General features: G+C 65.0%; 17 protein-coding genes and 1 pseudogene. 5 read left to right on the top strand and 13 right to left on the bottom strand.

Annotated features, from left to right (window positions below; all coding sequences use genetic code 11):
• Window positions 1–6: 6 nt before the first annotated feature.
• Window positions 7–720 (bottom strand): fumarylacetoacetate hydrolase family protein, encoded by a 714-nt coding sequence (locus tag L1081_RS29010; protein ID WP_489416947.1) that lies wholly within the window; start codon window positions 718–720, stop codon window positions 7–9.
• A gap of 124 nt (window positions 721–844) precedes the next feature.
• Here L1081_RS29010 and L1081_RS29005 point away from each other — a divergent pair, with 124 nt between their 5' ends.
• Entirely contained in the window at window positions 845–1,813 is a 969-nt protein-coding gene (locus tag L1081_RS29005) for a helix-turn-helix domain-containing protein (protein WP_489416946.1), read from the top strand.
• Window positions 1,814–2,050: 237 nt separating this feature from the next.
• Here the strand turns inward: L1081_RS29005 and L1081_RS29000 are convergent, their stop codons facing one another.
• Window positions 2,051–3,571 (bottom strand): tripartite tricarboxylate transporter permease, encoded by a 1,521-nt coding sequence (locus L1081_RS29000; RefSeq protein WP_489416945.1) that lies wholly within the window; start codon window positions 3,569–3,571, stop codon window positions 2,051–2,053.
• Between the two features lie 10 nt (window positions 3,572–3,581).
• Complete coding sequence (locus L1081_RS28995) at window positions 3,582–3,968, bottom strand: tripartite tricarboxylate transporter TctB family protein (protein ID WP_489416944.1); 387 nt, start codon at window positions 3,966–3,968, stop codon at window positions 3,582–3,584.
• Window positions 3,969–4,314: 346 nt separating this feature from the next.
• On the opposite strand from L1081_RS28995, the gene L1081_RS28990 reads away from it, so the two are divergent.
• Complete coding sequence (locus L1081_RS28990; RefSeq protein ID WP_489416943.1) at window positions 4,315–5,574, top strand: MFS transporter; 1,260 nt, start codon at window positions 4,315–4,317, stop codon at window positions 5,572–5,574.
• A gap of 25 nt (window positions 5,575–5,599) precedes the next feature.
• On the opposite strand, the gene L1081_RS28985 is transcribed toward L1081_RS28990, so the two are convergent.
• Window positions 5,600–7,060, bottom strand: a complete 1,461-nt coding sequence (locus L1081_RS28985; protein WP_489416942.1) for a diguanylate cyclase domain-containing protein — start codon at window positions 7,058–7,060, stop codon at window positions 5,600–5,602.
• A gap of 60 nt (window positions 7,061–7,120) precedes the next feature.
• Complete coding sequence (locus L1081_RS28980; protein WP_489416941.1) at window positions 7,121–7,480, bottom strand: hypothetical protein; 360 nt, start codon at window positions 7,478–7,480, stop codon at window positions 7,121–7,123.
• 122 nt (window positions 7,481–7,602) lie between these two features.
• Here L1081_RS28980 and L1081_RS28975 point away from each other — a divergent pair, with 122 nt between their 5' ends.
• The gene (locus tag L1081_RS28975) at window positions 7,603–8,253 is read left to right on the top strand and encodes a hypothetical protein (RefSeq protein ID WP_489416940.1); all 651 of its coding nucleotides are present in this window, start codon (window positions 7,603–7,605) and stop codon (window positions 8,251–8,253) included.
• Between the two features lie 44 nt (window positions 8,254–8,297).
• On the opposite strand, the gene L1081_RS28970 is transcribed toward L1081_RS28975, so the two are convergent.
• The 4 genes from L1081_RS28970 to panD all read right to left on the bottom strand — a co-directional run bounded on the left by L1081_RS28970 (window position 8,298) and on the right by panD (window position 10,641).
• The gene (locus L1081_RS28970; RefSeq protein ID WP_489416939.1) at window positions 8,298–8,699 is read right to left on the bottom strand and encodes a GreA/GreB family elongation factor; all 402 of its coding nucleotides are present in this window, start codon (window positions 8,697–8,699) and stop codon (window positions 8,298–8,300) included.
• 347 nt (window positions 8,700–9,046) lie between these two features.
• Window positions 9,047–9,439 (bottom strand): DUF2845 domain-containing protein, encoded by a 393-nt coding sequence (locus L1081_RS28965; RefSeq protein ID WP_489416938.1) that lies wholly within the window; start codon window positions 9,437–9,439, stop codon window positions 9,047–9,049.
• A 116-nt stretch (window positions 9,440–9,555) separates the two neighbouring features.
• Window positions 9,556–9,948 carry a VOC family protein gene (locus tag L1081_RS28960; RefSeq protein ID WP_489416937.1) on the bottom strand — a complete coding sequence of 131 codons (393 nt, stop codon included), beginning with the start codon at window positions 9,946–9,948 and terminating at the stop codon, window positions 9,556–9,558.
• 291 nt (window positions 9,949–10,239) lie between these two features.
• Window positions 10,240–10,641 (bottom strand): aspartate 1-decarboxylase, encoded by a 402-nt coding sequence (gene panD / locus L1081_RS28955; protein ID WP_489416936.1) that lies wholly within the window; start codon window positions 10,639–10,641, stop codon window positions 10,240–10,242.
• Window positions 10,642–10,973: 332 nt separating this feature from the next.
• On the opposite strand from panD, the pseudogene L1081_RS28950 reads away from it, so the two are divergent.
• Together L1081_RS28950 and L1081_RS28945 are read left to right on the top strand one after the other, a co-directional pair.
• Window positions 10,974–11,273, top strand: a pseudogene (locus L1081_RS28950) (DUF3363 domain-containing protein); the annotation flags it as partial.
• Window positions 11,274–11,560: 287 nt separating this feature from the next.
• A complete protein-coding gene (locus L1081_RS28945) occupies window positions 11,561–11,824 on the top strand; it encodes a hypothetical protein (protein ID WP_489416935.1) in 264 nt (87 codons plus the stop codon).
• A gap of 32 nt (window positions 11,825–11,856) precedes the next feature.
• Here L1081_RS28945 and L1081_RS28940 read toward each other — a convergent pair whose 3' ends face one another.
• The 4 genes from L1081_RS28940 to L1081_RS28925 all read right to left on the bottom strand — a co-directional run bounded on the left by L1081_RS28940 (window position 11,857) and on the right by L1081_RS28925 (window position 15,696).
• Window positions 11,857–13,230 (bottom strand): ATP-binding protein, encoded by a 1,374-nt coding sequence (locus L1081_RS28940; RefSeq protein ID WP_489416934.1) that lies wholly within the window; start codon window positions 13,228–13,230, stop codon window positions 11,857–11,859.
• Window positions 13,199–13,885 carry a response regulator gene (locus L1081_RS28935; protein ID WP_489416933.1) on the bottom strand — a complete coding sequence of 229 codons (687 nt, stop codon included), beginning with the start codon at window positions 13,883–13,885 and terminating at the stop codon, window positions 13,199–13,201. Before L1081_RS28935 ends, L1081_RS28940 begins: the two co-directional genes overlap by 32 nt.
• 15 nt (window positions 13,886–13,900) lie before the next feature.
• Window positions 13,901–14,746 (bottom strand): MipA/OmpV family protein, encoded by an 846-nt coding sequence (locus tag L1081_RS28930; protein ID WP_489416932.1) that lies wholly within the window; start codon window positions 14,744–14,746, stop codon window positions 13,901–13,903.
• 149 nt (window positions 14,747–14,895) lie between these two features.
• A complete protein-coding gene (locus L1081_RS28925) occupies window positions 14,896–15,696 on the bottom strand; it encodes a UTRA domain-containing protein (RefSeq protein WP_489416931.1) in 801 nt (266 codons plus the stop codon).
• Between the last annotated feature and the right edge of the window lie 199 nt (window positions 15,697–15,895).

The following is a 15,895-nucleotide window of genomic DNA, read 5'->3' as shown; positions in this document are numbered from 1 at the left end:
GGGTGTTCAGACAATCTCGACCTGCAAGGCGTCGAGTCCTTCGATACGGCCGGTGAGCCGGTCGCCGCGCTGAACCGGGCCGACGCCTTCGGGGGTGCCCGTGAAGATCAGATCGCCGGGCAGCAGCCGGTACTGCTTCGACAGCTCGCTGACGATCTCGTGAACGTTCCAGATCATCTTCTCGAGCACGGAGTCCTGCCGCACGGTGCCGTTCACCGCGAGGCTCAGCGCCCCCGAACGGACGTGGCCGACCTGCGCCACGGGATGGATGGGGCCACAGGGCGCCGAATGGTCGAACGACTTGCCCTGCTCCCACGGCAGGCCGCGCTTGTTGCACTCGCGCTGGCGGTCGCGCCGCGTCATGTCGAGCCCGGCGGCATAGCCGAAGACATGGTCCAGCGCGGTCTCGGGCGCCACGTTCGAAGCCTCGCTGCCAATGGCGACGACGAGCTCGAATTCGAACTGGAAGTCGTCCGTGAGGGTCGGGTAGGGCACGCGCCCGTCCGTCACCACGGCGTCGGCCGGCTTCTGGAAGAAGAACGGCGGGTCGCGCTCGTCGCCCTCCTTCATCTCCCGGATGTGGGCCAGGTAGTTGCGTCCCACGCAGTAAACGCGCCGCACGGGAAAGCGCCGATCGCTGCCGACGATGCCGATGGAGATGGGGGCGACCTGCAGGGCTTCGGCCGCTTGCGCGACGTCGATCGTGGTGTTGAGTGGCATGAGGTTCTTCTCTATGGAAGGTTGGGAAGGGAGGAACTAGAGTCTAGAAACTACATTCACCAGCCTCAATGCACAGGCTTGCGCAAAGATGTGCAATCCTTGCGATCCTGCATCCGGCCCTCTCATGCAAACAGCCACCCTTTCCGACGATCCGCTGCCCACTCGCCGTGCCCCTGCCATCCGCAACTACACGATGGCAGCGCGGGCACAGCGCGCCTACTTCGGCATCCACGACCAGAGCAACTGCCTGCCGAACCCGGCCCCGCATCGGCACGAGTATTTCCAGATCTACGTGAACACCCGGGGCGAGACCCGGCACTACATCGGCGGCAGCCAGCGGCCCATCGGACCCGGCACGGTGAGCTTCGTGCTGCCGTTCCTGGCCCACTACATCCCCAATGCGGCCGATGGCGTGTTCCACGTCATCAACATCAGCAAGGACTATCTGCTGCCGTCGCTGGACCTCGACGTCTTCGAGCTGTCGGAAGTGCCGCTTTCGCGTGCGCCCGAACTCGCGCCATTCCGCTTCCAGCATTGCCTGGATTTCCGTTTCGACGCCGCCGATACCCAGCACCTGCAAGACCTGTGCGAACGCATGGCACAGGAAGCGCAGCGGCCCCCAGGCGAAGCAACCGCAAGCCACCTGCTGATCCGCAGCCATCTTCTCAACCTGATCGGCATGGTGTGGCGGCGCTACGGGGAGGAGTTTCGGCTCTGCGAAGCCCAGGGGATGGTGCTGCAGTCGTACAAGCAGGCCGTGCTGCGCTGCATCCGCTACATCACCCAGAACCTCGCGCAGGAGCTGACCCTGGCCGACGCGGCGCAGGCCAGCCACGTGTCGGCCACCCACCTGTCCCATCTCCTGAAGAGCGAAACCGGCAAGACGTTCCTGGAGCTCGTGACCGAACGGCGGATCGAGCGGGCCAAGACGCTGCTGGCCTTCACCAGCGCTTCGGCGGCCGAGATCGGGGAAAGCACCGGCTTCGGCGAGCCCACCCACTTTGCGCGCCGCTTTCGGCAGATCACGGGCTCGACGCCTTCGGCCTACAGGCGCCGCTTTCAGCGGGAGGGAGCCCGGACTTGGGATGAGTAATCGCGATCTCTGTCGCGGCAGTGGCGCGCCTTTTGCCGGGCGCGGCCCTCGAGCTGGTCACCTCGGTACAGTCCAGGAGGTCCGCGAGTCTGAGCGGCAGGTTGAGCCCGGGCAGCTCAGGCGGGCGAAGTCAAGGTCGGTGAGCGTGCGCTCGCAGTGGATCGTTGCCGCATGCATGGACCCACTCCATTCGTGCGGACCCGTCGATGGAGGACCAGATTGCCGCGTCGTTGGTTGCTACTCCTGCGGCTCCAGTGCCATGGGCGGCGCAACGGCGATCTTCTTTCGGGCTTGCAGCACGAACGAAACCACCTGCCACACGACGAAGACGCCGATCAGGCTCAGCAAGGTGCCGCTGATGGGACGCGACACGAAGGTGCCGAAGCTTCCGCGGCTCAGCAGCATCGCGCGGCGGAAGTTCTCCTCGAGCATCGGCCCGAGGATGAAGCCGAGCATCAGCGGCGCGGCGTCGAGTTCGAGCCGCATGAACATGTAGCCCATGAAGCCGAAGGCGGCGGTGATGAACACGTCGTCCAGGTTGTTGTTGACGCTGTAGGTGCCGATGCAGCAGAAGAACAGGATCGAGGGGAACAGCACGCTGTACGGAATCTTGAACACCGAGAGCCAGTAGCGCACCAGCGGCACGTTCAGCACCAGCAGGAACACGTTGCCGATCCACATGCTGGCCACCAGGCCCCAGAACAGCTCCGGGTGGCTCGCGATCATGTTCGGCCCGGGCTGGATGCCCTTGATGATGAAGGCCGCCAGCATCAGCGCCATCACGGCGTTCTCGGGAATGCCGATGCTCATCAGCGGGATGAAGCTCGTGCGCGCCGCCGCTTCGTCGGCTGCGGCCTGGCCGGCCACGCCCTCGATGCAGCCGGTGCCGATCTCGTGCTTGTACTTGCTGACCTTCTTGTCCAGCGCGTAGGCCGCGAACTGCGCGATGGTGGGGCCACCGCCGGGCAGGATGCCCAGGAACGAACCGACCACGCTGCCGCGCAGCGCGCTGGGGATGATCCGCTTGAATTCGGCCCAGGTCGGAATGAGGTTGATCTTGCCGTTGAAGGGCGAGCGTTCCTCGCGGGAGTCGAGGTTCTTGGTGATCTCAGCAATGCCGAAGCAGCCGAGCGCGATGCTCACGATGCCCACGCCGTCGGTCAGGAAGGGCATGTCCATGGTGAAGCGCGCCATGCCGCTGTTGACGTCGGTGCCGATGGTGCCGAGCAGCACGCCGATCATGCACATTGCCAGGCCGTTCAGCAGGCTGCCGGTGGTGACGAAGCTCACGCACACGAAGCCCACCAGCATCATCGCGACGTAGTCCGCCGGGCCGAACAGGAAGGCGACCTCGCCCAGCACGGGCGCAAGGAAGGACAGCACCAGGATCGAAACCGTGCCGCCGATGAAGCTGGAGAAGCCGGCCGTGAACAGCGCCAGGCCGGTCTTGCCCTTGAGCGTCATCGCGTAGCCGTCGATGCAGGCCACGATGCTGCTCGCATGCGGGATCTTCATCGTGATCGCGCTCACGCTGTCGCCGTACTGCGCACCGTAGTAGATGCCCGCCAGCATGATCAGCGCACCGGTGGTGGGAATGGAATAGGTCAGCGGCAGCAGCAGGCTGATGGTGGCCAGCGGCCCCAGGCCGGGCAACAGGCCCACCAGTGTTCCCACCGTGCAGCCGATGGCGCAGTACATCAGGTTGTGCCAGGTCAGGGCGTGCGAGAAACCGAACGCGAGGTTGTTCAGGACTTCCATCGTCGTGTCCTCAGAACAGCGGCAGGTTGAGGCCGAGGAGCTTCTGAAGCGCCAGCGCCATGGCGATCAGTCCGGCCGAGATCTTGAGGTTGCGCACCCAGGAGTTCGTGCTGCCGGCTAAGGCCGAGCAGAACACCATGAAGACGATGCCCGCGATCATGTTCAGGTACATGGAGATCAGCGCGAAGCCACACAGGCTCGTGAGGATGAGCGCGATGTTCTTGAAGTGCAGATCCAGCTTCACCGGCGCCACGAAGAACGAGCGCACGACCGTCGACACGCCGATCAGCAGCAGCAGGCCGCTCACCATGACGGGGAAAAGACCCGCGCCGGCGCGGCTCAGGTCTCCGATGGGGTAGCGAAGCGCCGTGAGGCCGAAGGCCAGCGCGATTGCCATGAGGAAGAGTCCCCTGACAAGATTTCTGTTTCTCATACGTTCCCGATGCATTGAGGGTTGTCGAACGCAACCGGCGCAGGTGGACTCCGCCCGGGCTTGTCTCCATCCGGATGGAACTCCGGACGGTCGAATGGTCTTGCGCCGAGCTGATCGCAATCTGACGAGAAGCTGAGGGGAACTACGTACCGCGATGGGGTCTCTGCTAGCATGCCCTTGCCGGGAAAACAGCCTCCCGGCCTGCACAACCAGACGGTGTCCCGTCCAAGCGCTGGCAACCCGTGATGGAGCCATCCGTGGACACCGCCCTGCTTGATACACCCCCCGCACACGCCGTGGAGCCCAGCCCATGAGCGCGGCGCCATCGCCTTCGCGCACCGGACTTGCGCGCCTGCTGCCGGCAGGCGTCAGCGCCGATGCACTGCCCCTGCTCGCCGCGCGGGGGCTGCGCGCCTTCGGCGACGGCTACATGGCGGTGCTGCTGCCGGCCTACCTGCTGTCGATCGGCCTGGGCACGCTGGAAGTCGGCATCGTCAGCACGGCGACCATGCTGGGCTCGGCCCTTGCCACGCTCGCGGTGGGCGCCTGGGGCTACCGCTTCGCGGGCGGGCGGCTGCTGCGCGGCGCCGCCTTGCTGATGGCCGCCACCGGGCTCGGCTTTGCGGGCCTGTCCTCGTTCTGGCCGCTGCTGGTGGTCGCGCTGGTCGGCACGCTCAATCCGAGTTCCGGCGACGTCAGCGTGTTCCTTCCGCTCGAGCACGCGCGCCTTGCGGCGGCGGCGCAAGGCCATGCCCGCACCGCGCTGTTCGCGCGCTACAGCCTGCTGGGTGCCTTGTGCGCGGCCATGGGGGCGCTCGCGGCCGCCGTGCCGGACTGGCTGGTTCGGCACAGCCACTTCGCGCGGCCCGACGCGCTGCGCGGCATGTTCGCGGTCTACGCTGCGATCGGGCTCGCCGTCTTCTGGCTCTACCGCAAGCTGCCTGACCATGCCGGCATCCACGAGGCGGGCAGCGCACCCGTGGCACCGGCGCCCCTTGGGCCGTCGCGCCGCGTGGTGGTGCGGCTGGCGGCGCTCTTCAGCGTCGATGCCTTTGCCGGCGGACTGATGGTCAACGCGCTGATGTCGCTGTGGCTGCTGGAGCGCTTCGGCTTCTCGCTGACCCAGGCCGGCGTGTTCTTCTTCTGGACCGGCCTGCTCGGCGCGGCGTCGCAGCTTGCCGCCCCCGTGGTGGCCCGGCGCATCGGCCTGCTCAACACCATGGTCTTCACGCACCTGCCCGCCAATGTCTGCCTGGTGCTGGCGGCGCTGGCACCGAGCCTGCCGATCGCGCTCGGCCTGCTGATGGTCCGCAGTGCGTTGTCGTCGATGGACGTGCCCACGCGCACCGCCTACGTGATGGCGGTCGTGACGCCGCCCGAACGCAGCGCCGCGGCGAGCTTCACCGCCGTGCCGCGCAGCCTGGCCGCGGCCATCAGCCCGACGCTCAGCGGCGCGCTGTTCGCGGCCGGATGGATCTCGCTGCCGCTCGTCGCCTGCGGGCTGCTCAAGATCTGCTACGACCTCGCACTCTGGCGCGCCATGCGGCGGGACCGGCTCGACGCGGAGTGAAAACCGGCATTGCCGCCGGCGCGCCCTAGTCGCGCCGGCGCTCGGCCCCGCTGTCGCGGTAGTGGCGCGCCTTTTCCTCGTACATCGCACGGTCTGCGCGCTGCAGCGCCGCGTCGAGCTGGTCGCCGGCCTCGCAGGTCGCCACGCCGACCGCGAGGCTCAGCACCCGTCCGCTCTGGCCCGCATAGAACTGGTTGTTCAGATCGAGCATGGAGGCGATGCGATCGCGAATCGCCTCCGCCCCGCGCTCGTCCGTCTTCGGCAGCACGACGGCGAATTCGTCGCCGCCGATGCGCGCGGGCCAGCCCGGCTCGTCGACCGCCTTGCCCAGCACCTCGCCCACGCGCCGCAGCAGCGCGTCGCCGGCGGCGTGTCCTTCCTCGTCGTTGACCGGCTTCAGGCCGTTCATGTCGATCACCAGCACCGACACCGGCCACGGCCCCTTGCGCGACAGCCGGTTCAGCTCTTCCGAGAAGAAGGCGCGGTTGCGCAGCTGCGTGAGCACGTCGTGCTTGCCCAGGTATTCAAGGTAGGCCTCGGCCTTCTTCCTGGCCGTGATGTCGATCAGCGACACCAGCACCAGGTCCCAGGTCGCGAGCCGGTCTTCCAGCACGGCAAACTGCATGTGGATGTTGAGCGGGTCGCCCGTCAGCGCGTAGTTGACGACCTCCCGCTGCTGCAGCATCTTGCCGTTCCAGAGATCCTGCAGCTGTTCGGCGAAGGAGTCGTGCATCTCGTCGCGAAAGATGTCCGAGATCTTCTCCAGCAACTCGTTCTTGTCGGCCGCCCCGAACATGCGCAGGGTCTCCCGGTTGACGTCGATCACGCGGATCTCGCGCATGCAGCGCGTGATGAACTCGGGGTGCACCTTGATGAAGGTCGTGAAGTCGCTGATGCCGCGCTTGCGGACATCGTCGAGCAGGAGCTTGACCGCGCTGAAGTCTTCCACCCACAACGACACCGGCGAACGTTCGAACAGCTCGCGCGCATAGCGCTCGCTTTCCAGGCGCAGCTGCTCGGCCCGCACGCGCTCGGTGATGTCGTCCAGAGACACCAGCACGCGGTCCCAAGTCGCCTCATGTCCGGGCAGCACCTGCACGCGCACATGCACGTCGAGCCTGCGGCCGTCCAGCGTATAGTTGACCGTCTGGTTGCCGAAGCAGAGGTTTCCGCGCCAGAGCTGGTCCAGCTCGTAGATCACGGGCGCGGTCATGTCGTCGCGAAAGACGCTGTCGAGCCGGGACAGCAGCTCGGCCTGGCTCTGGGCCCCGAAGAGGGTGAGCGTGCTCTGGTTGACGCTCAGCACCCGCAGCTGCGCCATGCATTCGCGCACATGTTCCGGCTCGGCATTCAGGTGCTTCACCAAGTCCACCACACCGGCGCTTCGCCACGACTCGAACAGCTGGCGCAGCCCGCTGTAGTCCTCGAGCCAGAGCGACATCGGCGCAAACTCGAACATCGATTCGTAGTCGGAGGAGGACGGCATGGGTTTCCTTCGTGCGAGGGATCGCGCCCGCCATGATGCACCCTCCGGCAGGCTCCAGCTTCAGCCGCATTCCTGAAAGCGCTTGCATTCGGCGGTGACGCGAATGGATGTCAGCGTGTTCTCGCCATCGATGTGTTTCGCGGTGAACCTCACCCACGAACCCTCCGCAATGCCGGCCAGCAGCGTCCGGTCCCTCACCCTGAACCTCTGGACCGTGAAAGGAAGCTTGGCTTTCGGAAGCAGCTTCAGTCGGACATACAGCTTGCCGTCGGCCTCCTCCCTGGCGGAGACGAGGCGCGCATACGTGGTCACCGGCGCTGCTTCTGCAGCCGCTTCGGCCGGCCGCGGTTGCGACGATTGAGCGGCCGCCCCATCCACGATGGCGAGGCTCAACGCAGTCATGAGGACGAAGCGCAGCATGTTCGCGGGGGAAGTGAAGTTGCCAGTGATTCTGTCAGGTGCAACCTTCGGCGGAGCCAAAGATTGGAGCCCGCCAAGGTCTCAACCCGATAATGCGTTCCTCTTGTCCGGATCCAGAAAAAATGAGTGCCGCAGATTTTCTTTTCGCGCCCGAGGTGCAAAAGCTCTTGAAGGTCGTCTACGCGGCTCCCGACCAACCGTTTGCGCCAGGCGAGCTGGCCCAGCGTTCGAAGCTCGATCCTGCTGATGTGGCGCGCACGCTGGAGCACCTCATCAGCAGCGGCATCCTGAAGAGGCAAAAGTCGAAGGCGGATGAGTCCGACACCATCACGCTCGACCGCTCTTTCGTCTTCCACGACGAACTGCGCAGCATCGCGCTGAAGTCGTTCGCTGCCGCTGAACCGCTTCGCTCGATGCTGCGCAGCAAGTTCAAGGACTCGGTCTTGCGCGCCTTCCTGCTGGGAGAGGACAAGGACGGCACCGTGGAGCTCCTGGTCGTGCACGGCCAGTCCATACCCGATGAAGCCGCCATGGCAGCCGCCTGCCAGAAGCTGTCGAAGATCATCCACCGTCACCTGAAGGTGCACGTGATATCGAACCCCAGGTTCAACAGCCTGGCGGTGCGCGACCCGCTCGCGTCCAAGCTGGCAGCGGCTTGCGCGCTCGAGATCATCGCGCTCGGAGACACGAAGGCCCAGCCGCCCGTCGAACGGATCGGGCTCCTGCAAAGCGCGAAGAAGAAGCTGGCAACGCTGTCCCGCCCGTCCTCCTGAGCCGGGATCCATCCGGGCATGGACGCCGGCGCTCGACGGACCGCCTACGTGGTGTAGTCGCCGGTCGCCTCGGGCTGAAAGAGGATCGCCGCGACTTCAGCGGCGCATGCCTCCCCGTTCGGGGCTTGCCATCTGGCGGTGTCTCCGACCTTCAGGCCGAGCAGGCCGGTTCCCACCGGCGACAGCACCGAGATGAGACCGGCCGCGGGCTTGGCCTCTTCGGGATAGCAGATGGTCAGCGTCTGCCGCCGACGCGTGTGCGTGTCGACGATCTCGACGCGCGAGCACATCGTCACGATGTTGCCGGGCACGGCCCTCGAGCTGGTCACTTCGGCACAGTCCAGAAGATCCGCAAGGCTGGGCGGCAGGTTGAGCCTGGGCAGCTTGTTCAGGCGGGCGAAATCAAGTTCGGTGAGCGTGCGCTCGCCGTGGATCGTTGCATGCATTGACGCACTCCATTCGTGCGGACCCGTCGATGGACGACGATGGCCGCGGACGCGCGGGACTTGTGCCCGGCGGTGGATGGTTGCGCTGAAAAGGAAGAAAGGAAGCGACCGCCGGGCCTAGAAATGTGCGGGCGGTTGCCTGCGGCCCGCCTTCCAGGCCGCGCGTGCACGCGCACACGCCGCTGCGGCAAGCAGCGCCGCGCCGGTGCGGGCGAGGACGAGAGGGGTCGACATGCTGCGTAGTCTATTCAGCGTACTGTGGCGGGGCAAGCAATGCCCTCAGGGTTCCTGCCAGATTGCCGTGTCCTGCTTCGATGAACTGCCCGGCTCCTCCGATGGCCTGGTCTTCATCGGTTGCGTTCGCCGTCGCGCACGGACTCGATCGCGCCGTTGTAGATGCGAACGACCCCGAAGAACGCACCGGGTCCCCGGTCGTACGTCCACTCCTCCATGGGCACGCACTGATTCGCAAGAATCGCACTGGGACTGCCCGCGCGATAGGGCGTCACGACCCAGCCCAACTGCAGCATCGGCACGCAGACGCCCTGGCGATAGATCGGCTCGCCGCACTTCTGAAGCAGCGACACAGGCGAGTCTCCCTTGCTCACGAGCGAGCCGTTGCAGCCCATGGATTGGGAAGCTTCGACGGAGGGAACAAGGACGGCCGTGAACGCCGCGGTCAGCCAGGTGGCCCAGCGGCGAGGACGCAATGGCACAGGCCGGGTGTGAGAGCGCTTCATGCTGACCATCGAAGAAATCCTGTGCCCGTCACTGTACTGCTTCCGAGTCGAGGCGGGTTCGTCGGTCGCTCCGAGCCAGGTTCGAACGTCCGTCGGCTTTCGCGCGACAAGCCGGCTCAGCTTTCCGCCCTCGGCGCAACGTCCTGGCCAATCATGAGGCGGTGTCCGTCAGACGTGGCGACCGGGAACTCGCGCATGCCATGCGGCTTGTTTGCCGGCGGCTGCAGGATCAACGCGCCGCGCTGGACGAATTCTTCGTGGGGTGCATCGACGTCATCCACATACAGATATCCGAAATAGCTGTGGTCGCCCGTCGCAGACGGTGGGGCGGCGTCCGGGCAATGGCCGATCATGATGCGCACATCCCCTCGCGAAAGAAGCTGCCACCCGGTCCCTTCCGGCCACTGCGCCTCGAAGCCCAGGGCATCCCTGAAGTAGGCGGTGTTTCGCTCGAGATCCGGCACCGCCAGCACGAACGAAAACGGGCGCAGTTGGTTGGTTTGCGACATCGGATGTCCTCTGGGTGTGGTGGTCGGCCCGGCAAATTCTGCCCGACCCGCGGACCACGGCTTCTGGCCGTCGTCCGGCGGCATGAGCCTCTGCGGCGCAAGGCGATGACCGAGCTTGCAGGCGGCGTCAACGAGGAAGACCTTTCATCGCGCCTCTTCCGGGAACTCGGGTGTCCGAATCCTGCCGCTCTTCTTCGGACGGCGTGGAGGGCATTCGAGGCGATGCGGGCTTTCCGTCACTTCTTCGTCGGGAGCGACTTGCGCGCGCGGCCCATCCCTTGCGTCGCCGCGTCAGACCGCGATGGTTTCGCCCGAAGCAGCCTGCACCGGAATGTGCGCGCGCTCTTCCTTGATGCGGTTGGCCCCGTCCACGAACACCAGCTTGGGCTTGTAGCCCGCCACCTGGTCTTCAGGCACCAGGCCGAACGCCGCGATGATGATCAGGTCGCCTACCGAGGCCCGGCGTGCGGCCGAGCCGTTGACCGAGATGATGCCGGTGCCGCGCTCGCCGCGGATCGCGTAGGTCACGAAACGCTCGCCGTTGTTGATGTTCCAGATGTGCACCTGTTCGTTCTCGGCCAGGTTGGCGGCATCGAGCAGATCTTCGTCGATGGCGCAGGAGCCTTCGTAGTGCAGTTCGCAGTCGGTGACGGCAACGCGGTGGATCTTGGACTTGAGCAGGGTGCGGAACATGAGTGAGCTCTTTCTCTTTGCGAAAAGGTGGTCGGACCGGCGTCCCTCGGTGAGCACGGCGGAACGAAGGGTGCCGCACGCGCGGCGGCCGTAGGATAGCCCGATCCTCACCGGGCGAACTTCGCGGCCCTTGCCTCTCCTGATACATCGGCGAGCTGGCGGCCGGGGGATGTCGCGCGCCTTCTCGACGAGGCCAGACCGTTCGCCGATGGCTCCGTGCAAGACACCATCGGCGGTCACCAACACGATGCAGGCACGCAGGGCCACCGCCTGCGGCGCGCGCCGCGAGCGCACCACCTTCGCCAGTTCGGTGGGCTGCGCCTTGCTCTGTCGAGCAGGGCCTGGCCGAACGCCGGGGCCGGCGCGTTGTGCTGGCACGTGACCTGCTGTCGACCTTGTGGAATCGGGAACTGGCGGCGGCTGGCAAATCCTTGCAGGACCAGACCGGTCTCGTCTACAGAAGGCCAGAGGAGGGCGCGCAGGTCGGCGGCATTTACCGCCGGAGCATCCAACTTGCCAGTGGGCGCTTCGCAATGCTCGAGGATGGAGTTGGCTTCAGTTTGGTTCCTTGGCGGCTGGTGATCGAACGCAGCTTAGGCCAACAAGTCTCTGCAAGGATCCGTGATCCGTGATCCGTGATCCGTGATCCGTGATCAGTCCGTCACTTGGCAGCTTGGGCGCCGCCGTTTCGGAAGAAGAACTGAGGACACATGGGCTCCGGTTTGATCGTGTCCGGATGCTCCACCCTCTAGCCTTGCTGCATCCTTACCGGACCTGCCCGGCTCGAAAGTGCGGTGCCATTTGCCGGGTAAGCAGAGGGTAAGGCCGATGGACCGAGCATCCAGGCTTCATCACCATCAGACCTCGTCATGTTGTGTGCCTCTGTCACCCCCGTTCTCTGCGGCCCAAGAGATTCGCCGTGACGCCAAATGCGCTCGACCTTCACCCGCCCGCACCGAAAACCGAAGTCTGCGGCTCAGCCCTTCAGTTCGCCGACATGAGACCAGCCGTCAAGCTGTTCGCGAAATTCCGTTGGGCCCGAAGCCTCGGGTCATGGTTGTTCGATACCTGGCTGCTGGACGTCCTGACTGGCCTTGCGCTGATCGCCGTCGCGTTCAAGCTTCGGCGGTTCATTGATGATGGCGCCATCACCTTCTGGTTGCTGCTTTGCTTCGAACACTGAATCCTTGACAGCTGCTGAAGCAGCGATCGTCGCTACGGTGCGAATGCGAGCACAAAGTCCGTCCCGGGGGATGCCGCGTGTGCTGTCAATCGCCAGCCGTGCGCCAGTGCGATCTCCCGGCATATGGCGAGGCCCAGTCCCGCGCCTTCGTCGCGCCGGCCCGCGCCGCGCCAGAAGCGATCGAAAATCCTCGGCAGATCACCAGTCGGGATACCGGCACCTTCGTCGCGAACCGAGATCCGCCGTGCGTCGGCCCTAAGACGTACCACGCCATGAGGTGGCGAATGCTGGATCGCGTTCTCCAGGAGATTCTTCAATAGCGTGAAGAGCGCACCTCGGTCAGCCTGCCAGGACAGCGAGTCCGGCACGACCCGCAAGTCCAGATGCACCTCGCGGCGTGCGGCCAGTCGTTCGAGATAGTCGCCCACTTCGTCAACCAGTGCGGCTGCACCGACAAGGCCGACCTCGTAGTTGCACAACTCCGTCGCCTCGGCCAGGTGCAGAAGTTGACTGACGTGCCGAGCCATCTGATCCACGTCGCGGATCAAGACGCCGCGGTCGAAGGTGGCATCACTGTCGCCGCCCAGTTCGATCTGCCCCCGGATCAACGAGAGCGGTGTCTTGAGCTCGTGCGCAGCCGCCGCAAGAAAATCCTGCTGCGCGACGTAGCCGCTTTCCAGGCGGTCGAGCACGCGATTGAAGGCCTCGACCAGCGGCAGCATCTCCGAGGGCAGTCCTTGCACGCTCAAGCGGGCGTCGAGCGTGCGCGGCGTGATGCGTGCGGCACTCTCGGACGCTATCCGCAGCGGCCTGAGCATGCGGCCCAATGTGAAATGCATGGCCACGGCGAACACCAGGACCGACGCGAAGCACGCAAGCAGAATGCCTTGCCCGAGGGCTGGCAGACCGACGCTGCGGTCCATGACCTCGATCAGGCGCTGGCTCACCGCCACCTGCACATACCATCGCTGCCCCTCGTGATCGAGGCTATGTGTCGCGGCACGCACCGCAAGGCCGTCTGAAACCGAATCGAACGTGTGGTCACGCGGCTCGAAGCCCTTGCCTTCCTCGAGCAGCGCTAAAGCGTTCTGCATTGCCGGCATCACGACGTCGCCGGCCGCGTCGAGTACGCGAACGGATGTCTCTTTCCCCATGCCTGAGTACAACCAGCTCGGGAGTTCCGATTCGTTTAATCCGGTCGGGCGTCCTGTCGCATCGAATTGCAGCTGCCGCCCGATCAGCCGTGCATGGGTGGAGATTCCTTCATTCAAGGTGTCCCCGCGCAGAAGCAGCGTGGCAGCGCTCACGACAACGATCACCACAATGCAGACCAGGATGCCGGCCACGTACGTCGCCAGCAGCCGTGTGCCGAGGCTATGTGGCCAGTGGAGTTTCGCGAAGCGCATAGCCACGTCCCCTTACAGTGATGATCTGCAGCGCAGAGCCCACGGCCTGCAGCTTTCTACGCAGGCGATGCAGCGCCACATCGAGGGCGTTGGGCGTGACAGCCTCCGAAAGTCCCCACGCGGCTGATTCGAGCGCGCTGCGGCGCACGGTCTGGCCGCCGCTGCGTACAAGGCAAAGCATGATCTGAAGCTCGGCGGCCGCGAGCGTGACGGCATCGCAGTTGCAGGTCAGCGTTCCGCTCTCGGGGTGTACGCAGATGTCGGCATACACAGGCGACAGGCTCAGCAGTTGGGCCGGGCGCCGCAGCAGCGCGCGCACGCGCGCGACGAGTTCTTCCATCGGAAAGGGCTTGACCAGATAGTCGTCGGCGCCCGACTCCAGGCCATCGACGCGGTCATGCAGGGCATCCCGCGCCGTCAGCATCAGGCACGGCGTACGCGTGCCGACTGCGCGCAGCCGCCGCACCAGTTCGAGGCCATCGCCATCGGGCAGCCCGCGATCGATCACAAGCGCTGCATACGACGTCCGGCGCAGCGCGTGCCAGGCGACATCGATGCGCCCGAACACATCGGCCTCGATCCCCGCGCCGAGAAGCGCCTTGCACACCAAGGTGGCCATGCGATCGTGGTCTTCGATCAGCGCGATGCGATTCATGCGGCCGGCGTTGCGTCAAAAACGATAGAGATAGCCCACGGAAAGCGACGTCTGGCTCGATCGGTCGACCAGCGGGCTGTTCTTGATCTGCTTGCCCAGTTGCGTGGCGCTGACGTCGACAAACACCGACTGGTGAGAATCGATCGTGTAGCCGACACGCAGTCCGATTTCCGTGTTGACGGTCGAAGCGCCCAGGTATGCAGGACGTCCGGGGAGGCTCTCTTCGGTGCGCACGCCGTAGTAATAGTCGACGTATTTTTTATCCAGCCAGTTGGCTGCCACCCGTGGGGTCACCGTGAAACTGCCCGCGCGAAAATCGCGCTGCACGCCCAGCCGAAACTGCTGGCCCTTGCTCTTGCCCGAGGCATCGCCGAGCCATTCGGCCGAGACGTCGGCGATCTCGTTGTGCCAGGTGACGCCGGCGCCGAGCCACACGCTGCCCTTGCGTTCCTGCATACCCCCCAGAATGGATGCATCGCTCGGCTCGTAGCCTCCCAGGCCGTACTTGGCGCGCAGACCGAAGGACAAGGATGAATTGGCGCCCAGCTCGACCTCCGGCAGCTTGAGTTCCACACCTGCACCCAGCACTCGCACATAGCGGTTTTCATAGTAGATGAGTGGAATGCCTTGGGTCTTTGTGCCCGCGCCGGTGTATGGCTGCTGCTTGACGCCGGCGGCAATGCCGATGCCCCAGCGAGAGGCGTCGGCCGACAGCTGAGGCTGCGACTCGACGGCGGCCGGAGGTTGATCGAGGCTGCCTTCCTGCGCCCACGTGGCGGGCGAAGTAAGCAGCGTCAGCGAAGCACTGAAAAGCAATGGGGGGAAAGCGAAGAAGACACGAGTCGACGAAGCGCGCGGCATGACGGAGCCAATCAGGGTTGTGAGGGAGCTCCGATCGTCGAGGCACTGGTCTTACCGAATTCTTACCGGGGTCGGCCGCGCGCCGATGCTGGCTTGTATGCGGCTACCTTCCAAGCGCGCAGACCCACGGCTGGACCGAGAAACCAGGATCATCCTTGGTCAGCGCCATAGCCATGGATGTCGTGAATGAGTTTGGCTTCGTACATGCGGTCGAGGTCTTGCTCTTCGTGGCTGAACACGACGCGGCTGCGCTCCGACGTCATGTAAGCCATCAGGTACATCACCGTTTTGCCCACATCCTTGCTGACGAGACGCGCAACGCACAGCAGCGGTGAACCGACCTCCACATGCAAGCTCGCCGCCACGTGAGGATCCGCGGCGACAGCGGAAATCTCCTCGGTCACGTATCGAAATCGGACGCCCTCTGACAACAGCATCTCGGTGATCGAGCGTTTTTCGAGCGTGTCATTCTTGATGGTGCCCGCGTACTCCGGCATCACCCAGGAGTCGATGAAGAGCAGGGGGACACCGGATATGGAGCGAAGACGGCTGGCGTACATCACCTGCGCATCTTCCGCCAGCCCCATGGCCGCTGCGACCGGGGGCGGTGGCGAGCACTTCGATACCTCGAGGACGGTGACCTTTGTCTGCTTTGACCGTTTCGCCAGGGACTCCGTGAATGTGGAGCCGGTGCGGTTCTGAGGCTTGGCCGCTGTTTGCTTGACGAAGGTGCCTCGTCCGAGGCGCTTCTCCAGCCATCCTTCTTCCACCAGATCCGCTACCGCGCGCCGCACCGTGATGCGCGAGACACCAAAGGACTGGCATAGCTGATCCTCGTTGGGTATCGGGTCGCCTTCCCTGTAGACGCCCCGCCTGATCTGTTCCCGAAGAGCCAGGAACAGCTGGCGATGCAAGAGGTCACCGCGTTCGCGGCGAAGGATCACTGACATTGTGTCTTCTCGACTCATCTCGTGGCTGAAGGTTGCATTGTGAGCGAGGTCTGTCGCGCGTCCCAACACGGTTCGTGCGTTGACAGCATGGCCCCATGGCCCCGCATCGATCGACGGAGCGGGTTTTTACTAGCATGTCATTATGACATCATGCTTGCATAATCTCTTCACCGATTTGTGAGCGGCCCAGGCGCGTGAC

Source organism: Variovorax sp. MSC1_012 (assembly GCF_023667525.1).
Taxonomy (GTDB): Bacteria; Pseudomonadota; Gammaproteobacteria; order Burkholderiales; family Burkholderiaceae_C; genus Variovorax; species Variovorax beijingensis_B.
This window is presented reverse-complemented; position numbering and strand designations above follow the sequence as displayed.